This window comes from Pseudomonas syringae pv. cilantro, assembly GCF_001293775.1.
GTDB lineage: Bacteria > Pseudomonadota > Gammaproteobacteria > Pseudomonadales > Pseudomonadaceae > Aquipseudomonas > Aquipseudomonas syringae_P.
Genome location: NZ_LGLN01000056.1, coordinates 50,596 through 74,179, shown reverse-complemented (window position 1 = coordinate 74,179; position 23,584 = coordinate 50,596). Strand labels below are relative to the sequence as shown.

Genomic DNA, 23,584 nt, shown 5'->3' with positions numbered 1-23,584 from the left:
TTGATTGATGAAACTACGTGGCCTGTATGCCATTACCGACAGCCAGTTGCTGAGCGGGAAATTTCTTTCCTACGTTGAAGCGGCACTGGATGGCGGCGTTACCCTGCTGCAATACCGTGACAAGACCGGCGATGACTCGCGCCGCCTGCGCGAGGCCACTGAGCTGCTCAAGCTGTGCGAGCGCTACAAGACCCGTCTGATCATCAACGACGATGCTGAACTGGCTGCGCGATTGGGCGTCGGCGTGCATCTGGGCCAGACCGACGGCTCGCTGGCGGATGCCCGCGCGCTGTTGGGGCACAAGGCGATTGTCGGGGCGACCTGTCACGGCAAGCTGGAGCTGGCGGAGCGTGCCAAGGCCGACGGCGCGACCTACGTGGCGTTCGGCAGATTCTTCAACTCCCGGACCAAACCCGGCGCACCGGCCGTACCGCTGGACCTGATCGCTCAGGTCCGCGCCAAGGTCCACCTGCCCATTGCCGTCATAGGCGGTATCACCCTGGAAAACGCCCCGCAACTGGTCGAACACGGTGCTGATTTGCTCGCGGTGGTTCACGGTTTGTTCGGCGCAGAAAATCCCCAGGAAGTGACGCGCCGGGCGAAGGCGTTCATGGCGTTGTTGTAGAGCGGAATCGCTGTGGGAGCCAGGTAATTCGGTGTCCACGTGGGAGTGAGCTTGCTCACGAAGAGGCCCTTGGGACCGCCGAAGATTTATGCTGATGCCAGTCCGCCTTCGCGAGCAAGCGAAGCGTCGCCCGGCTCGCTCCCCACAAGACCCGTGCTCCCATGCTCGAAGCATTGGCATGAGAGTCATATGTGTGCGCAGCATTTGATATAGTGCATGTTCCTGCGCCGGCTCTGGCTCATGCCACTCAATAAAGCAGCCGCCTTGAAGCTGCCCGCCTCGGCTGACCCCAGCGTAGACACGAATTCCCCGTTTCAAAGCAGAGACCCGATCATGTCCCGTTCCGAAACACTGTTCGCCAACGCCCAAAAACACATCCCCGGTGGTGTTAATTCGCCGGTTCGCGCTTTCAAGAGTGTGGGTGGCACGCCGCTGTTCTTCAAGCATGCTGCTGGCGCTTACGTGACTGACGAAGACGACAAACGCTATGTTGACTACGTCGGCTCGTGGGGCCCGATGATTCTCGGCCATAGCCATCCAGACGTGCTCGACGCCGTGCGCAGCCAACTGGAACACGGCCTGTCGTACGGCGCGCCGACCGCGATGGAAACCGAAATGGCCGATCTGGTCTGCGAGCTGGTGCCCTCCATGGAAATGGTGCGCATGGTCAGCTCGGGCACCGAGGCGACCATGAGTGCGATTCGTCTGGCCCGTGGTTTCACCGGCCGCGACAGCATCATCAAGTTCGAAGGCTGCTACCACGGCCATTCCGACAGCCTGCTGGTCAAGGCCGGTTCCGGCGCGCTGACCCTCGGCGTGCCAAGCTCACCGGGCGTGCCGGCTGCGTTCGCCAAACACACCCTGACCGTACCGTTCAACGACCTGAATGCCGTGCGCGACCTGCTGGCCGAAGTCGGTCAGGAAGTTGCGTGCATCATCGTCGAACCCGTGGCTGGCAACATGAACTGCGTACCGCCTGCGCCGGGCTATCTGCAAGGGCTGCGCACTTTGTGTGACGAGCATGGCGTGGTGTTGATCTTCGACGAAGTGATGACCGGCTTCCGCGTGGCCCTTGGCGGCGCGCAGGCTTATTACGACGTGAAACCCGACCTGAGCACGTTCGGCAAGATCATCGGTGGCGGCATGCCGGTCGGCTGCTTTGGTGGCAAACGCGAAATCATGTCGCACATCGCCCCGCTCGGCCCGGTCTATCAGGCAGGTACGTTGTCCGGCAACCCGCTGGCCATGGCCGCTGGCCTGACCACCCTGCGCCTGATCAGCCGTCCTGGTTTCCACGCTGAACTGAGCGACTACACCCGTCGCCTGCTTGAAGGCCTGCAACAGCGCGCCGACGCCGCCGGCATCCCGTTCGTCACCACTCAGGCGGGCGGCATGTTCGGCCTGTACTTCAGCGAAGCGCGCGAAATCGTTACGTTCGAAGACGTGATGACCAGCGACGCAGAGCGCTTCAAGCGTTTCTTCCACTTGATGCTGAAGGGCGGCGTGTACCTGGCGCCCAGCGCATTCGAGGCCGGTTTCACTTCCATTGCCCATGGCGATGCCGAATTGCAACTCACCCTGGATGCTGCCGAAAAAGCCTTTGCTGCTCTGAAATAAGCCCGCCGGATTCGCGTGTGCCGGGTGTCATTGAACCGGCGCACGTGATGGCCACATATGAAACAGCGCGATAACCCCGTATTTTCCTTCTACAATGCACTGCGACAACTGCAAACACTCGGCTGCTGGAAGTTTTGTTTCGGGTCACACCTTGGTAAACAAGGTTATTTCGCAGCCGCGCAGCAGAAAATCCGTAAAGACTTTGTAAGGTTGGCTCTGCTTATTTCATAATGCGCAGCCAGCACGTTTAGCTGGTCGGGCATGCCCGCACCTTTTTCAGAGGTAAGTCGACTCCCATGAACCGCACCGGCCGCACCCTTGTATTGGGCTGCCTGTTGCTTGTCTATCCCCTGCTGGCGACTGCCGGCGGCAACTCGTTGCTAGTCCCGGCGATGGGTCGTTGCACCCTGAATACTCAGCCCGAAAACCTGCCCGCTGCCCTCGCAGCCTGTCAGCAGGCCGCTCAGGGTGGGGATGCGCAGGCGCAATACGAGTTGGGTGAGTTCTATTACGAGGGCAAGAATGCACCTCGCGATTTGCCGCAGGCGCTTAATTACTTCGAACAGGCTTCCTTGCAGGGCCATGCCCAGGCGCAGTACCAACTGGGCCTGATGTTCAGCCGTGGCGAGGGCGTGCAGGCCAATAACATTCAAGCCTACATTGTGCTGAAAATGGCTGCGGTCAATGGCTCGGAAGACGCGCTGGACGCTGCCGACGAAGTAGCGGCGAAGATGAAGCGCGATGAGCTGGAAGTTGCCACTCAGGTACTGAGCCAGATTTTCCGCAAGTACCTGCTCGAACTGCAAACTGCCGAAGGTCGCAGTCCGTTCTCCCCATTGCCCTGATCCGGTTTCGCTCAGGGCAATCGATGTTCATTTCCCCGCTCTCTATTTTTCCGGCATCGGCATGGGAAACGGCATCACGTTGCTGGTGCCGCGCGCCTCGCTGATCTTCGGCGTGCCCATCCGCTCGACTTCGTCGATGCGGACAATCGAATGCATCGGCACAAAACTGCGCACCACGCCTTCGAACTGCGCCTTGAGCTTCTCTTCGCTCGGGTCTACCACAACGGTCGTGCGCTCGCCGAAGACGAACTCTTCCACTTCCAGAAAGCCCCACAGCTCACTTTGATAGATCTGCTTGGCGTACATTTCGAACACCTGTCCCTGGTTGAGAAAAATCACCTTGTAGATTGGAGCTTCGCGTTTGGTCATAACGGGCGGGTAACGATCAGAGATGAAAAAGGGGCGCGGACTATAGCATGTCCATCAGACAGCCAACGCTAGGGTCTGTTCCCGTTTCATCGCGGCCGCGTCGGAGTCTGTTTTNTTCTCTGCGTCCTGCGCCTGGCTTGGCGAGATTTGGCCCAGCAACGCGGCTCGCGATGAAACGGGAACAGACCCTAGGAACCGGAGCCCTTCGTCCCTATAATGCGCGGTTCACTGAATCGGTTGATGATCACGCATGGCCAAGAAGCTTTACATTGAAACCCACGGTTGCCAGATGAACGAGTACGACAGCTCGCGCATGGTCGACCTGCTGGGCGAACATCAGGCTCTGGAAGTCACCGCTCGCGCGGAAGACGCCGACGTGATCCTGCTCAACACCTGCTCGATTCGCGAACGGGCCCAGGACCGGGTGTATTCGCAGCTCGGCCGCTGGCGTGAGCTGAAACTGGCCAACCCGGAGATGGTGATTGCCGTCGGCGGTTGTGTTGCCAGCCAGGAAGGCGCGGCCATCCGCGACCGCGCGCCCTATGTGGACGTGGTCTTCGGCCCGCAGACTCTGCACCGTCTGCCGGAAATGATCGACGCGGCACGCATCACCCGCCTGCCGCAGGTTGACGTCTCGTTCCCGGAAATCGAAAAATTCGACCACTTGCCCGAGCCGCGCGTCGATGGCCCGAGCGCCTACGTGTCGGTGATGGAAGGCTGCAGCAAGTACTGCACATTCTGCGTGGTGCCCTACACCCGCGGCGAAGAAGTCAGCCGCCCGTTCGACGACGTGCTCAGCGAAGTCATCCACCTGGCCGAGAACGGCGTGCGTGAAGTCACGCTGCTGGGGCAGAACGTCAACGGCTATCGCGGCACCACCCATGACGGGCGGGTCGCGGATCTGGCCGACCTGATCCGCGTCGTTGCCGCAGTCGACGGTATCGACCGCATTCGTTACACCACCTCGCACCCGCTCGAGTTCTCCGACAGCCTGATCCAGGCTCACGCCGAAGTGCCGGAGCTGGTCAAGCACCTGCACTTGCCGGTGCAATCGGGCTCGGACCGCATTCTGGCGGCGATGAAGCGCAACCACACCACGCTGGAATACAAGTCCAGACTGCGCAAGCTGCGGGCGGCAGTGCCGGGGATCAGTATCAGTTCCGATTTCATCGTCGGCTTCCCCGGTGAAACCGAAAAAGACTTCGACAACACCATGAAGCTGATCGAGGACGTGGGTTTCGACTTCTCTTTTTCGTTCATCTACAGCCCGCGCCCCGGCACACCGGCCGCCGATCTGAAAGACGATACGCCGGAAGCCCTGAAAAAAGAGCGGCTGGCCGCCTTGCAGCATCGCCTCAACCAACAGGGTTTCGAGATCAGCCGACAGATGGTCGGCAGTATCCAGCGCATTCTGGTCACCGATTACTCGAAAAAAGACCCCGGCGAGCTGCAAGGCCGGACCGAGAACAACCGGATCGTCAATTTCCGCTGCAATAATCCCAAGCTGATCGGGCAATTTGCCGACGTGCACATCGATGACGCGCAGCCACACTCGCTGCGTGGCTCGCTGCTACAGTAACCTTGCATGGCTGCATGAGCCTCGCGTCCCGCGCAGAGACGAAGATCCGAATGAATTCGTTTCTGCGCGGTCCCTACTCTTGAGCACGGTGAAACCTCCAGCGCGGCCTGTAACAAGGCAAAGCTTTCGCACGACCACCGCTAGAGGTATTCTTCAACACATCTCAATTGCCGCCGGACGGCCATTAAACGACCTTGAACGCACCCATAGAACCTCATCGCTTTACCCTCGAACCTTTCGAGGCCCATCGTTTCGCCAATCTGTGCGGGCAACTCGACGAGCACTTGCGCCTGATCGAACAACGCCTGGACATCGAGATCCGCAATCGCGGCAATCAATTCGAGCTTATTGGCGCGACCACTCAAACCCAATCCGCCGAGAACCTTCTGCGCCGCCTGTACCGGGAAACCAAAGGTACCGAGCTGACGCCGGACATGGTCCACCTGTTTCTTCAGGAATCGGGCGTTGATGGTCTGGATAATCACCCTGCCGCCGAAGTCGGCGTCTCGCTGCGCACCAAAAAGGGCATGATTCGCCCGCGCGGCCTGAATCAGCAGCGTTACGTCAAGGAAGTCCTCAGCAACGATATCAACTTCGGTATCGGCCCTGCGGGGACTGGCAAGACTTATCTGGCCGTCGCCTGCGCCGTCGATGCGCTGGAGCGCGAGCAGATACGCCGTATCCTGCTGGTGCGACCGGCCGTCGAGGCGGGCGAGAAGCTTGGCTTTCTGCCGGGTGACTTGGCGCAGAAGATCGACCCGTACCTGCGCCCGCTGTATGACGCGCTGTACGAGATGCTAGGCTTCGAATATGTCGCCAAACTGATCGAGAAACAGGTCATTGAAGTGGCACCGCTCGCTTATATGCGCGGGCGCACCCTTAATAACAGCTTCATCATTCTCGACGAAAGTCAGAACACCACCGTCGAGCAGATGAAGATGTTCCTGACCCGTATAGGCTTTGGCTCCACCGCCGTGATCACCGGCGACATCACTCAGGTCGACCTGCCCAAGGGCACCCGGTCGGGCCTGACGCATGTCATCGATGTGCTCAAGGACGTGCCAGGCATCAGCTTCACGCATTTCAAGCCAAAGGATGTGGTTCGCCACCCGCTGGTGCAGCGCATCGTCGAAGCCTATGAGCGCTTCGATGACCAGCTCAGCGATGGCCCGTCAGGCAACAACGGTTACTCACGGGACAAGAATCGCAATGCTTGAGCTGGACCTGCAGGTTGCGAGCGAAACGCCCGCCCCCCGTGAAGACCAATTCCGCCTGTGGTGCGAGATGGGCCTGCGCCAACGCAGTGCCGATTCCGAGCTGACGGTCCGGCTGGTTGACGAAACCGAAGGCCGTGAGCTCAATCACACCTGGCGGCACAAGGACTACGCGACCAATGTGCTGTCGTTCCCGGCCGATGTTCCGGATGACATGCTGGACATCCCGCTGCTGGGCGATCTGGTCATCTGTGTGCCGGTGGTGAACCGCGAAGCGGCGGAACAAGGCAAACTGATCGATGCGCATTGGGCGCACATGGTCATTCATGGCTGCCTTCATCTGCTGGGTTACGACCACCTCGACGATGAAGAAGCCGAAGAAATGGAAGCGCTGGAACGAACGTTGCTTGAGGAGCTGGGCTACCCCGACCCTTATGCCGACGACGAAAGCGTCGACTTCCCACATTCAGACACACCCAGCAAGGACCACGAGTAAGGGCTATGAGCGAAGACCGATCGAGCAACGGACAAAAGTCATGGTTGGGTAAACTGACCCAGGCCTTTGTCCATGAGCCGAAAAACCGCCAGGAGCTGCTAGAGCTGCTGCGCGAAGCCCACCAGAACAAACTGCTGGACAGCGAAGCGCTGGCCATCGTCGAAGGGGCCATTCAGGTGGCTGACCTGCAAGTACGCGACATCATGGTGCCGCGCTCGCAGATGATCAGCATCAAGGCCACCCAGACACCCCGCGAATTCCTGCCCGCTGTCATCGATGCAGCGCACTCGCGCTACCCGGTGATCGGCGAGAGCCACGACGACGTGCTCGGCGTGCTGCTGGCCAAGGACTTGCTGCCGTTGATCCTCAAGGCCGACGGCGACAGCGATGACGTCAAGAAGCTGCTGCGCCCGGCCACGTTTGTGCCCGAGTCCAAGCGCCTCAACGTGCTGCTGCGTGAATTCCGCGCCAACCATAACCACATGGCCATCGTCATCGACGAGTACGGCGGTGTGGCGGGTCTGGTGACCATTGAAGACGTGCTGGAACAGATCGTCGGCGATATCGAAGACGAGCACGACGTCGAGGAAGACAGCTACATCAAACCGTTGCCCAGCGGCGACTTCCTGGTCAAGGCCCTGACGCCAGTCGAGAACTTCAACGAGTTCTTCGACAGCAGCTTTTCCGACGACGAGTTCGACACGGTGGGCGGTCTGGTGATGAATGCCTTCGGTCATCTGCCCAAGCGCAACGAAATCACCGAGATCGGTGCCTATCGTTTCCGCATCCTGAGCGCTGACAGCCGTCGCATTCACTTGCTGCGCGTGAGCCCTATTTCACGTCCGTAATCACTGTCCGCAAACACCTGATGTCGCTCTAAGGAATCTACATGCGCTGGATAACCCGCCCCGGCTGGCCCGGTAACCTGCTGGCCCTGGCGGCTGGCGGACTGACGACCCTGGCCCTGGCGCCCTTCGACCTCTGGCCGTTGGTGCTGGTGGCGGTGGCGATGTTCTATCTGGGTTTGCGCGAGCTGAACCCGCGCCAGGCCCTCGCTCGCGGCTGGTGCTACGGCTTCGGCCTGTACGGCGCGGGCACCAGCTGGATCTACGTGAGCATCCACACCTACGGCGGCGCTTCGGCGTTGCTGGCGGGCTTGCTGATGCTGCTGTTCATCGCCGCCATCGCGCTGTTCTTCGCCCTGCCCGCCTTTGTCTGGGCGCGCTGGTTACGCCGCAACGAAGCCCCGCTGGCCGATGCGCTGGCGTTTGCTGCCCTGTGGCTGGGCCAGGAAGCGTTTCGTGGCTGGTTTCTCACCGGATTCCCGTGGCTTTACTCCGGTTACAGCCAGCTCGACGGACCGCTGGCCGGGCTTGCCCCGGTGGGTGGCGTATGGCTGATCTCGTTTGCACTGGGCCTGACTGCCGCCTTGTTGTGCAATCTGCACCGCTTGCGTGCGCGCGCATCGTTTCTGGCCATGGGCGTGCTGTTGCTGCTGGCACCTTGGATCGCAGGGTTGACGCTGAAGGATCATGCATGGACGTCACCTTCCGGCCCGCCGCTGAAAGTCGCGGCGCTGCAAGGCAATATCGAACAAAGCATGAAATGGGACCCGCAGAAGCTCAATGATCAATTGGCGCTGTATCGGGACATGACCTTTCGCTCCCGACAGGCCGATCTGATCGTCTGGCCGGAAACCGCAGTGCCGGTGCTCAAGGAGAGTGCCGAAGGCTACCTGTCGATGATGGGCAAGTTTGCCTCGGACCGGGGCGCGGCGCTGATTACCGGGGTTCCGGTGCGCGAGCCGAACGGGCGTGGCGAGTACCGTTACTACAACGGCATTACGGTCACGGGTCAGGGCGACGGCACCTATTACAAGCAGAAGCTCGTTCCGTTCGGTGAATACGTGCCGCTGCAAGACCTGCTGCGCGGGCTGATCTCGTTCTTCGACCTGCCGATGTCGGACTTCGCTCGCGGCCCGAACGATCAGGCGCTGTTGCAGGCCAAGGGTTATCAAATCGCGCCGTTCATCTGCTACGAAGTGGTCTATCCGGAGTTCGCCGCGGGCCTTTCAGCACAAAGCGACCTGCTGCTGACGGTCAGCAATGACACCTGGTTCGGCACCTCGATCGGCCCTTTGCAGCATTTACAGATGGCCCAGATGCGTGCGCTTGAAGCAGGCCGCTGGATGATCCGAGCGACCAACAACGGCGTGACCGCATTGATCGACCCGTTCGGCAGGATCACCGTGCAGATTCCGCAGTTCGAACGCGGCGTGCTGTATGGCGAAGTCGTGCCGATGCATGAACTCACGCCTTACCTGCACTGGCGTTCGTGGCCACTGGCGATTGTCTGCCTGCTGCTGTTTGGCTGGGCGTTGATGGCGGCTCGGATTTCCAAAACGGCCTGAGCACCAAGCCGATTCTGCCTGCTGTCAGGCAGGATCGGCACCCGTTCAGTGGCTGCTCCTGTAGATCCACGGATAAACCAGCAATCCTGCCGCTTCATTGAGCAGCACGCCGCTCTGCGTAAACACCCGACTTTCCGGCAACCAGCCGCCGAAAGGCCGGGCATTGTCTACGCCAAGAAAGCCGACCGGCGCGCCTACCACCGTGAAACCCGCCTGTTCGAAACTCCAGCGCGCCCGCGGCATGTGCCAGGCCTGCGTGACCAGCACCACGCGCTTGATACCCAACGGCTGCAACACGTTGGCGGTCAGGGTGGCGTTTTCCCAGGTCGTGCGACTCAAGCCCTCTTGCCAGCGCACCGTCACACCGAAGTCCTGTTGCAGCGACTGCGCCATGATGGCCGCCTCGCTCGGCGGCTGGTCGAAGTGCAAGCCGCCGGTGGTCAGGATCGGCAGACCGGATTCTTTCGACAGGCGCGCCGCCAGCCGCAGCCGCTCCAGCCCCAGACCGGTCGGTGTATCGGCGCCCCAGGTGGGTGAGTTTCGCTCGCGACCGTTACCGAGCACCACAATCGCGTCAGCCTGCTGCGCCAGTGTTGCCCACTGCCGCTGCGGCAAGGGCGGCACCTGCTCCAGTTGACGGGCGGAAAACTCCACGACCACGGGCAGACTCATCAGCCATAACCCGCCCAGCCCGAGAACAAAGCAGCCAGCCGCCAGGCGCGGACGTGAGCGACGCAGCCACCAGGCAGCGAGCAGCAGCAGAAACAGGATGCCAGGCGGCAACAAGAGGGTTTTGAGCAGATAGCGCACAGGCATCAGGGCATCTCCAGAGATGCCCGCAGCCTAAAATGTTTGAAGCCTGACAACAATGCTCAGGCAACGCCTGGTAAGCAGGCAGGCCTGCACGCCTGCATATAAAAGCAGACCCTAGCTGCTGCGGCCTAATCTGAGAGATGCTTTAGCCCGCCGCTTGTCTTTCAGCCAGATAATGGTCGCTGATTGCCTCGGAGCCCTGAGCAATCGGTCATGCTCCGGCACAATCGCCTCAGTGGCCGCTGACGCAGCCGTGAAAGCGTTGTGCGCCGTCACAGAATCCTTTTCAAGATAGGCCTCTATCAACTCGAACTCGGCCGAACTCAAGCCCTTGAGCTCAAGCTCGGCGGGCGATTCGTTGCGCAGCCGAACCGACGTGCTCGCCGTTTCAAGGGCAAGCCCCAGACGATCGATCAAACGCCCATACAACTCGGATGTGCTGACTACGTGCTGCAACTCTGTCATCCGCTCACCTCCTCGAAGATAATCATCACCCTCGGGGTTGAGCTTAGCGCCGCTTTAAAAACAGGTCGGAGGCTGCGACCAACGGCCAGATAGAGCTGTCAGGCGGGCTTTGCCTTCGCGAGAGGCAATCAGGGTTTCCCTCGGTAGACGGCCCTCATGTATGCTACGGCGCTTCCTGTAATTCCACTTCCGCGCGCTTGAGCCCGAACGCACCGCACAGACAGATACAATTGTCCGGCAAGCGGTGCCGACCTGACTCGGCAAAGCAACGAAGGGGTCAAGGGTCACTAATCTTTAGCAAAAAGTAGCCATGCACGAACTCTATCAGCCCCGCGAAATCGAAGCCGCCGCCCAGACCTTCTGGGATGAGCAAAAGTCTTTTGAAGTCAGTGAACAGCCAGGCAAGGACACGTTCTATTGCCTGTCGATGTTTCCTTACCCGAGCGGCAAGCTGCACATGGGCCATGTGCGCAACTACACCATTGGTGACGTGATCTCCCGCTATCAGCGCATGCTGGGCAAGAATGTCCTGCAACCGCTGGGCTGGGATGCGTTCGGCATGCCGGCGGAAAACGCCGCGATCGACAACAACGTCGCGCCCGCCAAGTGGACCTACGAAAACATCGCCTACATGAAGAACCAGCTCAAGAGCCTGGGTCTGGCGGTCGACTGGTCTCGCGAAGTCACTACCTGCAAGCCCGATTACTATCGCTGGGAACAATGGCTGTTCACTCGCCTGTTCGAAAAAGGCGTGATCTACCGCAAGAACGGCACCGTGAACTGGGACCCGGTCGACCAGACCGTACTCGCCAACGAGCAGGTCATCGACGGCCGTGGCTGGCGTTCCGGGGCGCTGATCGAAAAGCGCGAAATCCCGATGTACTACTTCAAGATCACGGCCTACGCCGACGAGCTGCTGGAAAGCCTCGACGAGTTGCCGGGCTGGCCTGAACAGGTCAAGACCATGCAGCGCAACTGGATTGGCAGATCGCGCGGCATGGAAGTGCAGTTCCCCTACGATCAGACGTCAATCGGCGAAGCTGGCGCGCTGAAAGTGTTTACCACCCGGCCTGACACCCTGATGGGCGCGACCTACGTCGCCGTTGCCGCCGAACACCCGCTGGCCACCCTGGCGGCGCAAGGCAACCCTGCGCTGCAGGCATTCATCGATGAGTGCAAAGGCGGCAGCGTCGCCGAAGCGGATGTCGCCACGCAGGAAAAGAAAGGCCAGCCGACCTCGTTGTTCGTCGAACACCCGCTGACCGGTGAAAAACTGCCGGTGTGGGTCGCCAACTATGTGCTGATGCATTACGGCGATGGCGCAGTCATGGCGGTCCCTGCTCACGACGAGCGCGATTTCGAATTTGCCAGCAAATACGACTTGCCGATCAAACCTGTAGTACGCACCAGCGCTGGCGATGAAACACCTGCGCCGTGGCAAGCCGAGTACAACGAACAAGGCCCGCTGATCAATTCCGGCGAATTCAACGGCCTGAATTTCCAGGACGCATTCGATGCTGTCGAAGCTGCGCTGGTCAAGAAATCGCTGGGCCAGTCCCGCACCCAGTTCCGTTTGCGCGACTGGGGCATCAGCCGTCAGCGGTACTGGGGCTGCCCGATCCCGATCGTGCATTGCGACACCTGTGGTGACGTGCCGGTCCCGGAAGACCAGTTGCCCGTCGTGCTGCCGGAAGACGTGGTGCCCGACGGCGCCGGCTCGCCGCTGGCGCGCATGCCTGAGTTCTACGAGTGCAGTTGCCCGAAATGCGGCGCACCGGCCAAGCGTGAAACCGACACCATGGACACCTTCGTCGAGTCCTCCTGGTACTACGCACGTTATGCCTCGCCGCATTACGAAGGTGGCCTGGTCGAGCCGAACGCGGCCAACCACTGGTTGCCGGTCGATCAGTACATCGGCGGTATCGAACACGCGATTCTGCACCTGCTTTACGCGCGCTTCTTCCACAAGCTGATGCGTGATGAAGGCCTGGTGACCTCGAACGAACCGTTCAAGAACCTGCTGACCCAGGGCATGGTCAACGCCGAAACCTATTTCCGCATGGAAACCAGCGGCAAGAAGACCTGGATCAACCCGGCCGACGTGACCCTCGAAAGAGACGCCAAGGCCAAGGTCATCAGCGCCACGCTGACCAGCGACGGCCTGCCGGTGGAAATCGGTGGCACGGAAAAGATGTCGAAGTCGAAGAAGAACGGCATCGACCCGCAAACCATGATCGACCAGTACGGCGCAGACACCTGTCGTCTGTTCATGATGTTCGCCTCCCCGCCCGACATGAGCCTGGAATGGTCAGACTCGGGCGTCGAGGGTTCGCATCGCTTTCTACGTCGCGTCTGGCGTCTGGCCCAGAGCCATGTTGCTCAGGGCCCGGCGACCGCGCTGGACGTTGCAGCGTTGACCGATGATCAAAAGGCAATCCGCCGTTCGATCCATCAGGCCATCAAGCAGGCGAGCCAGGATATTGGCCAGAACCAGAAATTCAACACCGCTGTCGCGCAAGTGATGACGCTGATGAACGTGCTGGAAAAAGCCCCGCAGGCTACGCCGCAAGACCGTGCGCTGCTGCAAGAAGGCCTGGAAACGGTCACTCTGCTGCTGGCACCGATCACGCCGCACATCAGCCATGAGCTGTGGACCGAGCTGGGCCACAGCGAGCCCGTCATCGACGCCGGCTGGCCGGTTTTCGATGCCAGTGCGCTGGTGCAGGACAGCCTGCAACTGGTCATTCAGGTCAACGGCAAGCTGCGCGGCCATATCGAAATGCCCGCCAGTGCCAGCCGTGAAGAAGTCGAAGCGGCCGCACGCCTCAACGAAAACGTATTGCGCTTCACTGATGGCCTGACCATTCGCAAGGTGATCGTCGTGCCTGGCAAGCTGGTCAACATCGTCGCAAGCTGATTGGATCGGGCGCCCGGCAGATGCCGGGCGTCGAATATATTTTCAGGGTACGCCACGTCGGCCCAAACGGATTCAAGGGGAGCATCAAGATGATCAAACGCAATCTGCTGGTAATGGGCCTGGCCGTTCTGTTGAGTGCCTGTGGCTTCCAGCTGCGTGGCACCGGCACCACCGAGCTGGCGCTCAAGGAGCTGGACGTCAGCGCACGCAATGCCTACGGCGAAACCGTGACCCAGCTCACTCGCCTGCTGACCAGCTCCGGCGTCAAGGTCTACACCGGCGCGCCTTACAAGCTGATCCTGACCAACGAAGCTGAAAACCAGCGCACCGCCAGCTATTCCGGTTCGGGCCGTTCGGCGGAGTATCAGTTGACCACCACGCTCAACTATGAAGTCCATGGCGACAGAGACCGCCTGCTGCTGGACAGCAAAGTCACCGCAGACCGCTCCTACGTGCACGATGGCAACAACCTGACCGGTTCTGACCAGGAAGCGGCACAGGTTCGTCAGGAAATGCGCAACGACCTGATCCAGAAGTTGATGGCACGTCTGCAACAACTGACACCGGCCCGCCTGGAAGAGCTTCAGGCCAAGGCCGACGCAGTTGCCAAGGCTGAAGCCGACGCACTGGAAGCTGCTCAGCGCATCCGCGACGCGACGCCTCAGCAGTCGCCTGTCGAAATTCCAGGCAGATAAGTGTCCGGGGCCAGGAAGCTGGCCCCGACACCCTCTGACTCATGAAACTCGCCCCCGCCCAACTCGGCAAGCACTTGCAAGGCACGCTCGCGCCCGTCTACGTGATCAGCGGCGACGACCCGCTGCTCTGCCAGGAAGCCGCCGACGCCATCCGCGCGGCTGCGCGCCAGCAAGGCTTCGACGAACGCCAGGTATTCAGCGCCGACGCCAGCTTCGACTGGGGCACCTTGCTCCAGGCAGGTGCCAGCATGTCGTTGTTTGCCGAGCGCCGGCTTCTTGAGCTACGTCTGCCTTCTGGCAAACCCGGTGACAAAGGCGCTGCGGCGCTCATGGAATACTGCGCCAGACCCGCCGAAGACACCCTGTTGCTGATCAGCCTGCCCAAGCTTGACGGCAGCGCGCAGAAGACCAAATGGGGCAAGGCGCTGGTTGAAGGCCCACAGACTCAGTTCGTGCAGATCTGGCCCGTGGATATCGGCCAGTTGCCGCAATGGATTCGTCAGCGTCTTTCTCAAGCCGGGCTGGCTGCCACGCAGGATGCCGTCGAACTGATCGCTGCACGGGTCGAGGGCAACCTGCTGGCCGCCGCGCAGGAAATCGAAAAGCTCAAACTGATGGCCGAAGAAGGTCAGATCACTGTCGAGACGGTGCAGGCTGCTGTGGCCGACAGTGCACGCTTCGACGTCTTCGGCCTGACCGATGCGGTGCTCAATGGCGAGGCAGCCCACGCCCTGCGCATGCTGGAAGGCCTGCGCGGCGAAGGGGTCGAAACACCCGTGATTCTCTGGGCGCTGACCCGCGAGCTGCGGGCGCTGGCCAACATGTCCCAGCAATTCAGCCAGGGCGTGCCGCTGGACAAGGTGTTCAGCTCGGCACGCCCGCCGATCTGGGACAAGCGCAAACCGTTGATGAGCAAAGCGCTGCAGCGCCACTCGACGAAACGCTGGAGCCAGTTGCTCATGGACGCCCAACGTATCGACGCGCAGATCAAGGGCCAGGCGGCAGGTTCGCCGTGGAGCAGTCTGAGCCGGCTGGCGCTGCTGATGGCGGGACAGAGGCTGGCGTTGCCTGCGGAGTGAGGGTTTGTCAGGGGTTGTTTGACTCTCGTTACAATGCTCTGCGCTCATCACACAGGTCCTGAGCAACACGAAAAAAGTGGCTTTCAGGCTTCTGCCCGAAGGGCGNGTTCGCTCCCACGGCTTCCGGCCAGAATCAAAAGCTGACTTGTGTATAACGCTGAGCAACTCTGCGTGGTAATGCATTTCAAGGCGCTTAGCGCCATAGCACACCACTATTGGACACAACCGCCAGTCTGCCCGATGATCTGCGTCGCGTCACAACACCTATCAGGAGCACCTCGCCATGAGCAAGCCAAAGCGGCCGAACAAGGCCAAATCCATCATCGCCCAGCCGTTGTTCCGCAGTCGTCAGGAACAACCGTCCAAGGGCAAAGGCAGCTACCGCCGCGAAGCCTTCCAGTCTAAAAGCTGGGAGGCTTCCTGCTTTATGGCGGCCTGATATCGAGCAACATCTCCGAGGCGCTTTCAACCGCTTAGCCGTGTTATGGTCTGCACCTAACGGTAATACCCTTGGACTCAAGCATGCCTTCTCGTTTTACCCATCGCCCGCAGCTGCGCCAACTCATCGCTGCCTCCAGCCTCGTTGCCCTGGTAGCCTGCGCAGAAAAACCCACTGCAGCCGATGCCACGCCCCTTCAACCCGGCAAAGTACAGACCAATCCTCCCGCTGTAGCGCCTACGCCAGCGTTGATCGTCGATGACTCCCTTACGATTCAGCCCGCCGTCAGCTTCAGCGAATGGCAGGCCGGTTTTCGTGCGCAAGCACTGAAGGCCGGTATTCGAGCGGATGTGTTCGATCAGGCGTTCGCCGATGTCACGCCGGACATGAGCGTCGTTAAGGCCGACCGCAGCCAGCCCGAGTTCAGCCGCCCGGTCTGGGAATACCTCGACGGCGCCATCTCTGCGGCCCGCGTGCGCAAGGGTCAGGCATTGCTGTCGCAGTACGCTGACGATCTGCAGAAGATCGAGCAGCAGTACGGCGTGGACCGTCAGGCGCTGGTCGCGGTGTGGGGAATGGAGAGTAATTTCGGCTCGTTCCAGGGTACGCAATCCGTCATTCGCTCACTGGCAACGCTGGCCTACGAAGGTCGTCGTCCCGGCTTCGCGCAAAGCCAGTTGCTCGCCGCGCTGGAGATCATCCAGCATGGCGATATCACCCCAGACAAGATGCTCGGCTCGTGGGCCGGTGCAATGGGCCAGACCCAGTTCATCCCGACCACGTACAACACCCACGCCGTGGATTTTGACGGCGATGGCCGCCGCGATATCTGGAACACCCCGGCTGACGCCCTCGCCTCCACGGCGCATTACCTGCAAAGCTCCGGCTGGCAGCGTGGCCAGCCCTGGGGCTTCGAGGTGGTGCTCGGCACGGGCTTCGATTACTCGCTGGCCGATTCGACAACGCGCAAGAGCCTCGCTGAATGGCAGCAACTGGGCCTGAAACAGCCAGACGGATCGGCAATTCCGGTCGCCGCCAGCCAGCAACAGGCCGTATTGCTGTTGCCCGCCGGTTACCGTGGACCAGCCTTCCTGGTGCTGGACAACTTCCGCGCCATCCTCAAGTACAACAACTCCACGTCCTACGCGCTGGCGATCAATCTGCTTTCCGACCGATTCAAGGGCGCCGGGTACGTGGTAGGTGCGTGGCCACGAGGAGACGTGCCGCTGAGCCGTTCTGAGCGCATCGAATTGCAAACCCTGCTCTCGGCCCGCCAATACGATGCAGGCGCGCCAGACGGCATCATCGGCGCCAACACGCGCAAAGCGATCCGCAGCGCCCAGCAATCATTCGGCTGGCCAGCAGATGGTTATCCGACGCATGAACTGCTGGAAAATCTGCGCAAACCCGTCGGGCAGTAATCAGCGATTGCTTTGAAACCGGAACGACGCCCGGTGGGGACAACCATCAGGCGTGCATCACGGAGGGCGTCAGGCTCACCGCCCCATCAACAGCTCAAGACCACGCTTCAAGGGCGTTGGCGCGTCGAGGCTGAAGTGCTCCAGCAAGCGTTGGTTGCTGGCACGGGAGTGCTTGATGTCGCCCGAGCGCGGTGCCTGATAGGTGACGCCCGGTTTCTTACCCACCACGTCCGCGAGCGCTGACAGCAACTCATTGAGCGATGTGGTCTGGTTCAACCCGACATTGATTGCGCCTTCGATGGCGTTTTCCCGCGACAGGGCTTGCAGCAGCAGTTTGAGCAAGTCACCCACGTAGAAAAAATCGCGCGTTTGCTCGCCGTCGCCAAACACACTGATCGGCAGGCCGTTCTGGAGGCGTTCGGCAAAGATGCTGATCACGCCGGAGTACGGCGAAGACGGGTCCTGGCGCGGCCCGAAGATATTGAAGAAGCGAAAGATCACCGGTTCCAGACCATGCTGGCGACGGTAGAAGTCCAGGTAATACTCACTGGCCAGCTTGTCAGACGCGTAAGGGGTCAACGGGGCTTTGGTGGTGTCTTCGGTGATCGCCTCACCTTCGCCATTGTTGCCATAGACCGCCGCGCTGGAGGCGAAGATCACCCGCTTGATGCCGGCTTCACGCATCGCTTCGCAGACATTCAGCGTACCGATGAAGTTGCTCTGGTGAGTCAGCACCGGATCATCCACCGACGCTTGCACCGACGCCACAGCGGCCAGATGCACGACGGCCTGGCACCCCTGCGCCGCACGCTTGACCAGCGCGGCGTCGGCGACGTCACCGACGATCAGCTCTAGCCGCGGGTTGTCGAGCGGCAGATTGCTGCGCTTGCCCGCCGAAAGATTGTCGAGAATACGCACACTGTGCCCGTTTGCGAGCAACGCGTCAGCCAGGTGCGAGCCAATGAAACCAGCGCCTCCAGTGATCAGAACAGGAGCGTCAGACATGTCGATAATACCGATCCAGAAGGCTTGGCAAACCCGCCCGCCAGGCGCGGGGCTTGATGCCGAAAGTGTGAAGGATTTTCTTGCAGGCCAGCACCGCGTGTTGCGGCTCTTCGGCTGCGTCGGGACGCGCGGCGTGTGCCTGCGCGGTCGGCGATTCAATCGCCAGTTCGCGCAGCAGGCGCGCTTCGGTGAGTACCGCCTGGCCCAACGCCAGCGGCGTGGTCGCCTCGTGCCCGGCGTAGTGGTAAGTGCCCCACAGCGGCGCTTCACAGTCGAGTTGCTTGACGATTGAAATGATCACCCGCGCCGCGTCATCGACCGGCGTCGGGTTGCCCCGTCGGTCATCGGCAAGCAGCAACTCTCCGGGTTCTTTGGCACGCGACAGAAAGCGCCCCAACACGCCGTCGGCGCTGTCATCCAGCAGCCAGCCGAAACGTACCAGGACATGTTGCGGGCACGTGGCGCGCACGCTTTGTTCGATACGCCACAGCGCCTGGCCGCGCAGCCCCAACGGCACTGGCTCGTCCTTTTCGCTGTAGGCGGTCGCCCGCGAGCCATCGAAGACACGATAACTGGACGGCTGAACCAGCGTGATGTTGTGGTGCTGACACAGTTCGGCCAGGCGCTCGACGGAGCGTTCCTGGTGAGTCAGACGCGCTTCGCTCACGGTCTCCGCCTGAAACCAGTCGAAGTAGTAAGCAAGGTTTATCAGGGCATCGGGACGGGTGTCATCGAGCAGTTGCGTCAGGCTTGCCACGTCCCAGCCGTCTTGCGGGGGACGTGGTGCGAGAAAGCCAATGTCTTCCTCGGCACCCAGACGAATCAGCGCCTGCCCGAGGGCATTCCCGCCGCCCAACAGCATAAGGCGCATACGCATAGAGTCAGCAGGCTCGGTATCAGAGTAATCAAACGAACAATTGAAAAACGCCTGCAAACATAACACGTTGGCTGCCAACCCCCAACAGTTGCGCAGCCTGTCGGGTTATCGACGCCGCCACAAGGCGTTGCAGCGTCGACCCCGAGGTCTCGCCGGATCACCTACTGAGCAGCAGGCCCCGCTGGGTTGGCACCCTTGGGCAGACCAAGCGGTGCAGGTGCCGGCGCTGAAGGCGTGGCCGCAGCCGGGTCCGACGGCGCAGGCGGCCCTTCGGATTCCGGGCCCGCCTGCGGGTTATTGAAGCCCGGGGCCATGACCATCTGTGGGTAAGTCTGCGCAAAGCGCACGTTCGGATTCTTATCCACAAGCCGCTTGAGACGCTCGTTGAATGCGCGCCCGACCGCGTACTGTCCGCCGGACGAGGTACGGAACTGCGCGGTCAGCACCATGCCGTTGAGGTCCATGCTGTCGACACCGAACACTTCCAGCGGCCCTTGCAGGTTGTGTTTGAGCAGGATGTCTTCGCTGATCGACTGACCGGTTTCACGGATGAGGGCCAGTGCGTCGTCGATGTCGGACTCATAGGTGAACCGCACCGAGAAGAACGCATAGGCGAATTGCCGTGACTGATTGGTGACTGCCTTGATCTGCCCGAACGGCACCGAGTGCACAAAACCCTTGCCGTCGCGCAGGCGCACGGTCCGGATTGTGAGGCTTTCGACCGTCCCGGAATGGCCGGTGCTGAGCACCACCCAGTCGCCGACCGAGAAAGTGTCTTCGATAATGATGAACAGGCCGGTGATCACGTCCTGAACCAGTTGCTGCGAACCGAAGCCGATGGCCAGACCGACCACACCGGCACCGGCCAGCAGCGGCGCGACGTTGATCCCCAGATTGGCCATGGTGGTGATGGCGCAGATCACCACCAGGATGATTTTCACCGCATTACGCAGCAGCGGCAGAATGGTCTTGATCCGTGTGCTCGGCTGGCGCCCGCTGCGTTGGTTGACGGGCGGTTTGAGGGCTTCTTGAATCGCCGTATCGAGCACCACCCACAACAACCAGGTGACCACGAATATCAGGCCGATGCTGCTCAGCGAATCACTGATCACCCGGCCCAGGGTATTGCGCTGGGCGAACTCGAACATCGAGAAGCCCCAGATGCGCCCCAGCACTTCGATGAACGTGACCGCCAGCGCGATGCGCAACACCGCGTACACAAGGCTCAGCAGCCGCGCCTTATAGACGTGCCCGCCGCGCCCCAGGGATTCGGTCGGTTTGAACATGTGCTGAAACACAGTGCTCAGAAACACCGTGGCAATCAGCAAAATGGTGGTGAACAGCGCACAGCGCAGCGCTTCCTGGCTGTCTTCGCCGGCACCGATCAGGTTGATCGCCGAGACCAGAATCATCAGCAGGATCGGCAAGTGCCACAGGTTCGAAAATATCTTCAGCGATTGTTGCAGCGCAGGCCGGTGCAGGCGACTGCTCAATGAGCGGTTGCGAATCAGGTGCGCCACGGGACGACGCACTTTGATGATCAACATGCAGAACACCACCGAGGCGAACAGCCCGGTAAACACCGCGACGCTGGTGGTGACGTTGTTGCCCAGTTGGCGGGCAATCTGCGGGCTGGTCAGCGCATCACTGAGCGCCGCCAGAAAGCCCACCACAAACAACGGCTTTGGCGCGTAACGGCGAATCATGCGCACGGCTGCGCGCTTGTGGCCGGAGTTGAACATCACGATCACGCACAGCAGCACCGATGTCGAAACGATGCCGCTGCTGGTGGCGTAAGCGAAACACAGCGCCAGCGCCCGGCCGACCGAGGACGGCATGAAGTGGCTGACGTACAGGGTCAGCGGCAGGCAGATGATCGCCGGCAAGGTGAACGGCAATACGTATTTGAGCAGCGCCTGGCTGCGTTCACGCACCCGGATGAACGCCGTCCGGCACAAGCGCACGGCGACGAAGCGGCCCAGTGTCGTCAGCACCGCGAATGACCCGATCCACACGAACGACAGGGCCAGGAAGTCGCCGACCACGCTCCAGGGAGAACGCGTGGTGCGCTTGTTGACCAGCTTTTCCAGCTCATCGGCCGCACGGTCGGCGCGCAAACGCCAGGCATCGAACAGGTTGTCGTCCAGATTGAGCTTCTGCTGGACGTCATCGATGCTGGTACTGATCGCCCCCAGCAAACCGCCCTGCACCAGCAACTCCGCCGCAGGATCAGCCGCAGCCGGGTCGGCCGCCGCGTCTGACTTGGCATCGGTTTTGTCAGCGGCTTTTTCATCCGGTTTGGCGGCGGGTTTGTCCGCCGCCTTGCTGTCAGCCTTGTCCGCTGCCTTGTCGTCGGCAGGCACCGCAGCGCCCATTGGCAACGCGGGAACATCGGCCGCCTGAAGATTGAAGCTGCCTGCGAATAACAACAGACCCGACAGGATCAAGATTTTCAGCTGAGACGCCACGCAGTTCTCCTTCAATGGTCAGGTCCAGGGAGCTTCAAACCCAAGGAACTGATTCCGGTTTGCCCGGCAAGTTCGCTTTGCCCAGCGAAATACAATGAGCCGATGTTTCAAGAAACGCTTCTATAACAGCCATCGAGTATGACCTCTGCGACGTTCCGACTGAACTATGCCCCAGGCCCGATGCCGGAAAACATGAGCATGAAGCTATCGGAGCGATGTTACCCACCTGACACGAGAGGAATCTGCATGAGCACGTTCACCACGCAAGACGGAACCGAGATCTACTACAAAGACTGGGGCACGGGCACACCGGTACTGTTCAGCCACGGCTGGCCGCTGGATGCGGACATGTGGGAATACCAGATGGAATACCTCAGCAGCCGGGGCTACCGCACCATCGCTTTTGACCGCCGTGGCTTTGGCCGTTCCAGCCAGCCGTGGACAGGCTACGATTACGACACGTTCGCTGACGATATCGCAGCACTGATCGAGCACCTCAACCTGTGCGACGTGGTACTGGTCGGCTTTTCGATGGGCGGCGGCGACGTGACACGCTACATCGCAAAACATGGCAGCGCACGGGTTGCCAAACTGGCCCTGCTGGGCGCAGTCACGCCGTTTTTCCTCAAGACTGAAGACAACCCGGAAGGCGTTGACGCGTCGGTATTCGAGGGCATCAAGCAAGGCCTGCTCAAGGACCGTGCTCAGTTCATCAGCGACTTTGCCACGCCGTTCTATGGCCTCAATAAAGAGCAGAAAGTATCCGAGGGCGTGCTGACCCAGACCTTGAATATCGCCCTGCTCGCCTCGCTCAAAGGCACGCTGGACTGCGTCACGGCGTTCTCCGCGACCGATTTCCGTCCAGACATGGCGAAGATCGATGTACCGACGCTGGTTATTCACGGCGATGGCGATCAGGTGGTGCCGTTCGAGGCATCAGGCAAGCGCGCAGCTGCAATGATCAAGGACGCTGAACTGAAGGTTTATCCGGGTGCGCCACACGGTTTTGCCGTGACGCATGCGCAGCGTTTGAACGAGGATTTGCTGGCGTTCATCGAGGGCTGATACAGGATATCCAGAAGCCCCGCTTACTCGCGAATGGAAGAAATCACATGACCGTATGGCAGCGGTCATAATTAATACACATGATGAGTATTAATATCAGCACCAGTTGAAACGGGCCCGTCGCCAGCGCGTCGAGCCCGCCTTCCTTCAATGGTGAGCTGAACTCATGCCAACGCTGATCCTGCCCCACCGACTGCCCCCGCACGAACGTCGTTCCTGGCCTGAACGGCCTGCAGGCACGCGTTCTAACGCGCGCTCTTCATTGTTGATGGCGCCGCACAGCAACGCCGATCACGTGCCGACCGGCGTGCAGACAGCCGGCATCAGTTGCCTGTCGGTCATCACTGAAAGCCCCTGAAACAAAACCGTCGTTCACCCCACAGACCCGCGCAAGCGTGGCCCCCTGACGCCCCAGGAAAACTGTCCATGAACACTCGATCGACTTCGCGCGCCTCTCGATTTCCGCTAACGCGTCTCGCACTGCTGATTTCATTGAATTCACTGTGCCTGATCAGCCCGTTCATTCAGGCCGATGACAACCTGCCTGCACCTGCCACGCCGCCCGCCAGCGACGATACTTCTGCCACGACGCTGGGCACTGTTTCGGTGATCGGCCAGGGCGAAACCCGTCAGGTGCAACGCGTTACGCAAAAAGACGTGCAGGCTTACTCCGCAGGCACCAGCCCGATGAAAGTCCTGCAACGCTTGCCGGGGGTGAACTTCCAGTCCGGTGACCCGCTGGGCCGTGAAGAAGGCAGCCAGCGCATCAGCCTGCGCGGCTTCGACATGCATCACCTGGGGTACACGCTGGACGGCGTCACGCTGGGCAACATGAGCTTCGGCAACTTCAACGGCCTGAGCATCACCCGGGCGATCATTGCAGAAAACATTGCCGCCAGCGAAGTGGCGCCCGGTATCGGCTCACTGGGTACGGCGTCGAACAGCGATCTGGGCGGCACGATCCAGTTCACCAGTGCCAACCCGGACAAGGAGTTCGGCGCACGCCTCTCGCAAACCATGGGCAGCTACGCCACTTCGCGCACGTTCATGCGCGTAGACACGGGTGAATACAAAGGCCTGTCGGCTTATGTGTCGGGAGAAAAGTACGACGCCGACGCCTGGAAAGGCCACGACAACCCGCAGAAGTCCGACGCCGTGAACGCGAACAGGGCAGCCTGCGGCTGC

The 23,584-nt window shown here is 60.8% G+C and carries 21 protein-coding genes and 1 pseudogene; 16 read left to right on the top strand and 6 right to left on the bottom strand.

The annotated features are described in order from the left end of the window. Nucleotides 1-7: 7 nt before the first annotated feature. The 3 genes from thiE to ABJ99_RS14060 all read left to right on the top strand — a co-directional run bounded on the left by thiE (nucleotide 8) and on the right by ABJ99_RS14060 (nucleotide 3,087). Nucleotides 8-625, top strand: coding sequence for a thiamine phosphate synthase (thiE, locus tag ABJ99_RS14070; RefSeq protein WP_054086326.1), 618 nt, complete (start codon nucleotides 8-10; stop codon nucleotides 623-625). Nucleotides 626-958: 333 nt separating this feature from the next. Next, a complete protein-coding gene (gene hemL / locus ABJ99_RS14065) occupies nucleotides 959-2,242 on the top strand; it encodes a glutamate-1-semialdehyde 2,1-aminomutase (protein ID WP_054086383.1) in 1,284 nt (427 codons plus the stop codon). A gap of 296 nt (nucleotides 2,243-2,538) precedes the next feature. Further along, on the top strand, nucleotides 2,539-3,087 hold the full coding sequence (locus ABJ99_RS14060; RefSeq protein WP_054086325.1) for a tetratricopeptide repeat protein: 549 nt from the start codon (nucleotides 2,539-2,541) through the stop codon (nucleotides 3,085-3,087). A 42-nt stretch (nucleotides 3,088-3,129) separates the two neighbouring features. Here ABJ99_RS14060 and ABJ99_RS14055 read toward each other — a convergent pair whose 3' ends face one another. After that, nucleotides 3,130-3,456, bottom strand: a complete 327-nt coding sequence (locus ABJ99_RS14055) for a DUF1820 family protein (RefSeq protein WP_054086324.1) — start codon at nucleotides 3,454-3,456, stop codon at nucleotides 3,130-3,132. A 250-nt stretch (nucleotides 3,457-3,706) separates the two neighbouring features. Between ABJ99_RS14055 and miaB the strand changes: the two genes are divergently transcribed. The 5 genes from miaB to lnt all read left to right on the top strand — a co-directional run bounded on the left by miaB (nucleotide 3,707) and on the right by lnt (nucleotide 9,155). Continuing rightward, a complete protein-coding gene (gene miaB, locus ABJ99_RS14050) occupies nucleotides 3,707-5,035 on the top strand; it encodes a tRNA (N6-isopentenyl adenosine(37)-C2)-methylthiotransferase MiaB (RefSeq protein ID WP_054086323.1) in 1,329 nt (442 codons plus the stop codon). Between the two features lie 194 nt (nucleotides 5,036-5,229). Then, nucleotides 5,230-6,252, top strand: a complete 1,023-nt coding sequence (locus tag ABJ99_RS14045) for a PhoH family protein (RefSeq protein WP_054086322.1) — start codon at nucleotides 5,230-5,232, stop codon at nucleotides 6,250-6,252. After that, entirely contained in the window at nucleotides 6,245-6,745 is a 501-nt protein-coding gene (gene ybeY / locus ABJ99_RS14040) for an rRNA maturation RNase YbeY (protein ID WP_054086321.1), read from the top strand. The genes ABJ99_RS14045 and ybeY overlap by 8 nt, the downstream gene beginning before the upstream one ends. 5 nt (nucleotides 6,746-6,750) lie before the next feature. Continuing rightward, entirely contained in the window at nucleotides 6,751-7,593 is an 843-nt protein-coding gene (locus ABJ99_RS14035; RefSeq protein ID WP_054086320.1) for an HlyC/CorC family transporter, read from the top strand. A 41-nt stretch (nucleotides 7,594-7,634) separates the two neighbouring features. Then, the gene (gene lnt / locus ABJ99_RS14030) at nucleotides 7,635-9,155 is read left to right on the top strand and encodes an apolipoprotein N-acyltransferase (RefSeq protein WP_054086319.1); all 1,521 of its coding nucleotides are present in this window, start codon (nucleotides 7,635-7,637) and stop codon (nucleotides 9,153-9,155) included. A gap of 45 nt (nucleotides 9,156-9,200) precedes the next feature. Here lnt and ABJ99_RS14025 read toward each other — a convergent pair whose 3' ends face one another. Next, complete coding sequence (locus ABJ99_RS14025) at nucleotides 9,201-9,971, bottom strand: YdcF family protein (RefSeq protein WP_054086318.1); 771 nt, start codon at nucleotides 9,969-9,971, stop codon at nucleotides 9,201-9,203. Between the two features lie 272 nt (nucleotides 9,972-10,243). Further along, nucleotides 10,244-10,433: pseudogene (locus ABJ99_RS29830) on the bottom strand (hypothetical protein); the annotation flags it as partial. Nucleotides 10,434-10,743: 310 nt separating this feature from the next. Between ABJ99_RS29830 and leuS the strand changes: the two are divergent. The 5 genes from leuS to ABJ99_RS13995 all read left to right on the top strand — a co-directional run bounded on the left by leuS (nucleotide 10,744) and on the right by ABJ99_RS13995 (nucleotide 16,984). Further along, nucleotides 10,744-13,350: a leucine--tRNA ligase gene (gene leuS, locus ABJ99_RS14015; RefSeq protein ID WP_054086316.1), complete on the top strand. Its 2,607-nt coding sequence runs from the start codon at nucleotides 10,744-10,746 to the stop codon at nucleotides 13,348-13,350. A gap of 89 nt (nucleotides 13,351-13,439) precedes the next feature. Further along, complete coding sequence (locus ABJ99_RS14010) at nucleotides 13,440-14,045, top strand: LPS-assembly lipoprotein LptE (protein ID WP_054086382.1); 606 nt, start codon at nucleotides 13,440-13,442, stop codon at nucleotides 14,043-14,045. Nucleotides 14,046-14,086: 41 nt separating this feature from the next. Further along, a complete protein-coding gene (gene holA, locus ABJ99_RS14005; RefSeq protein ID WP_054086315.1) occupies nucleotides 14,087-15,124 on the top strand; it encodes a DNA polymerase III subunit delta in 1,038 nt (345 codons plus the stop codon). Between the two features lie 283 nt (nucleotides 15,125-15,407). Continuing rightward, nucleotides 15,408-15,563, top strand: coding sequence for an alternative ribosome rescue factor ArfA (gene arfA, locus ABJ99_RS14000; protein WP_003376569.1), 156 nt, complete (start codon nucleotides 15,408-15,410; stop codon nucleotides 15,561-15,563). A gap of 83 nt (nucleotides 15,564-15,646) precedes the next feature. After that, nucleotides 15,647-16,984 (top strand): lytic murein transglycosylase, encoded by a 1,338-nt coding sequence (locus ABJ99_RS13995; RefSeq protein WP_054086314.1) that lies wholly within the window; start codon nucleotides 15,647-15,649, stop codon nucleotides 16,982-16,984. Nucleotides 16,985-17,059: 75 nt separating this feature from the next. Here ABJ99_RS13995 and ABJ99_RS13990 read toward each other — a convergent pair whose 3' ends face one another. The 3 genes from ABJ99_RS13990 to ABJ99_RS13980 form a co-directional block, all read right to left on the bottom strand. Continuing rightward, entirely contained in the window at nucleotides 17,060-17,989 is a 930-nt protein-coding gene (locus ABJ99_RS13990) for an NAD-dependent epimerase/dehydratase family protein (RefSeq protein ID WP_054086313.1), read from the bottom strand. Next, on the bottom strand, nucleotides 17,982-18,866 hold the full coding sequence (locus ABJ99_RS13985) for a sugar nucleotide-binding protein (RefSeq protein WP_054086312.1): 885 nt from the start codon (nucleotides 18,864-18,866) through the stop codon (nucleotides 17,982-17,984). The genes ABJ99_RS13990 and ABJ99_RS13985 overlap by 8 nt, the downstream gene beginning before the upstream one ends. 161 nt (nucleotides 18,867-19,027) lie before the next feature. Next, the gene (locus tag ABJ99_RS13980) at nucleotides 19,028-21,334 is read right to left on the bottom strand and encodes a mechanosensitive ion channel family protein (RefSeq protein WP_054086311.1); all 2,307 of its coding nucleotides are present in this window, start codon (nucleotides 21,332-21,334) and stop codon (nucleotides 19,028-19,030) included. 246 nt (nucleotides 21,335-21,580) lie between these two features. Between ABJ99_RS13980 and ABJ99_RS13975 the strand changes: the two genes are divergently transcribed. From ABJ99_RS13975 to ABJ99_RS13970, 3 genes are all read left to right on the top strand, one after another. After that, on the top strand, nucleotides 21,581-22,399 hold the full coding sequence (locus ABJ99_RS13975; protein ID WP_054086310.1) for an alpha/beta fold hydrolase: 819 nt from the start codon (nucleotides 21,581-21,583) through the stop codon (nucleotides 22,397-22,399). A gap of 166 nt (nucleotides 22,400-22,565) precedes the next feature. Continuing rightward, nucleotides 22,566-22,757 (top strand): hypothetical protein, encoded by a 192-nt coding sequence (locus ABJ99_RS28725; RefSeq protein WP_080378153.1) that lies wholly within the window; start codon nucleotides 22,566-22,568, stop codon nucleotides 22,755-22,757. Nucleotides 22,758-22,825: 68 nt separating this feature from the next. Next, the coding region (locus ABJ99_RS13970; protein WP_154864435.1) for a TonB-dependent receptor plug domain-containing protein at nucleotides 22,826-23,584 on the top strand (759 nt) is incomplete at its 3' end.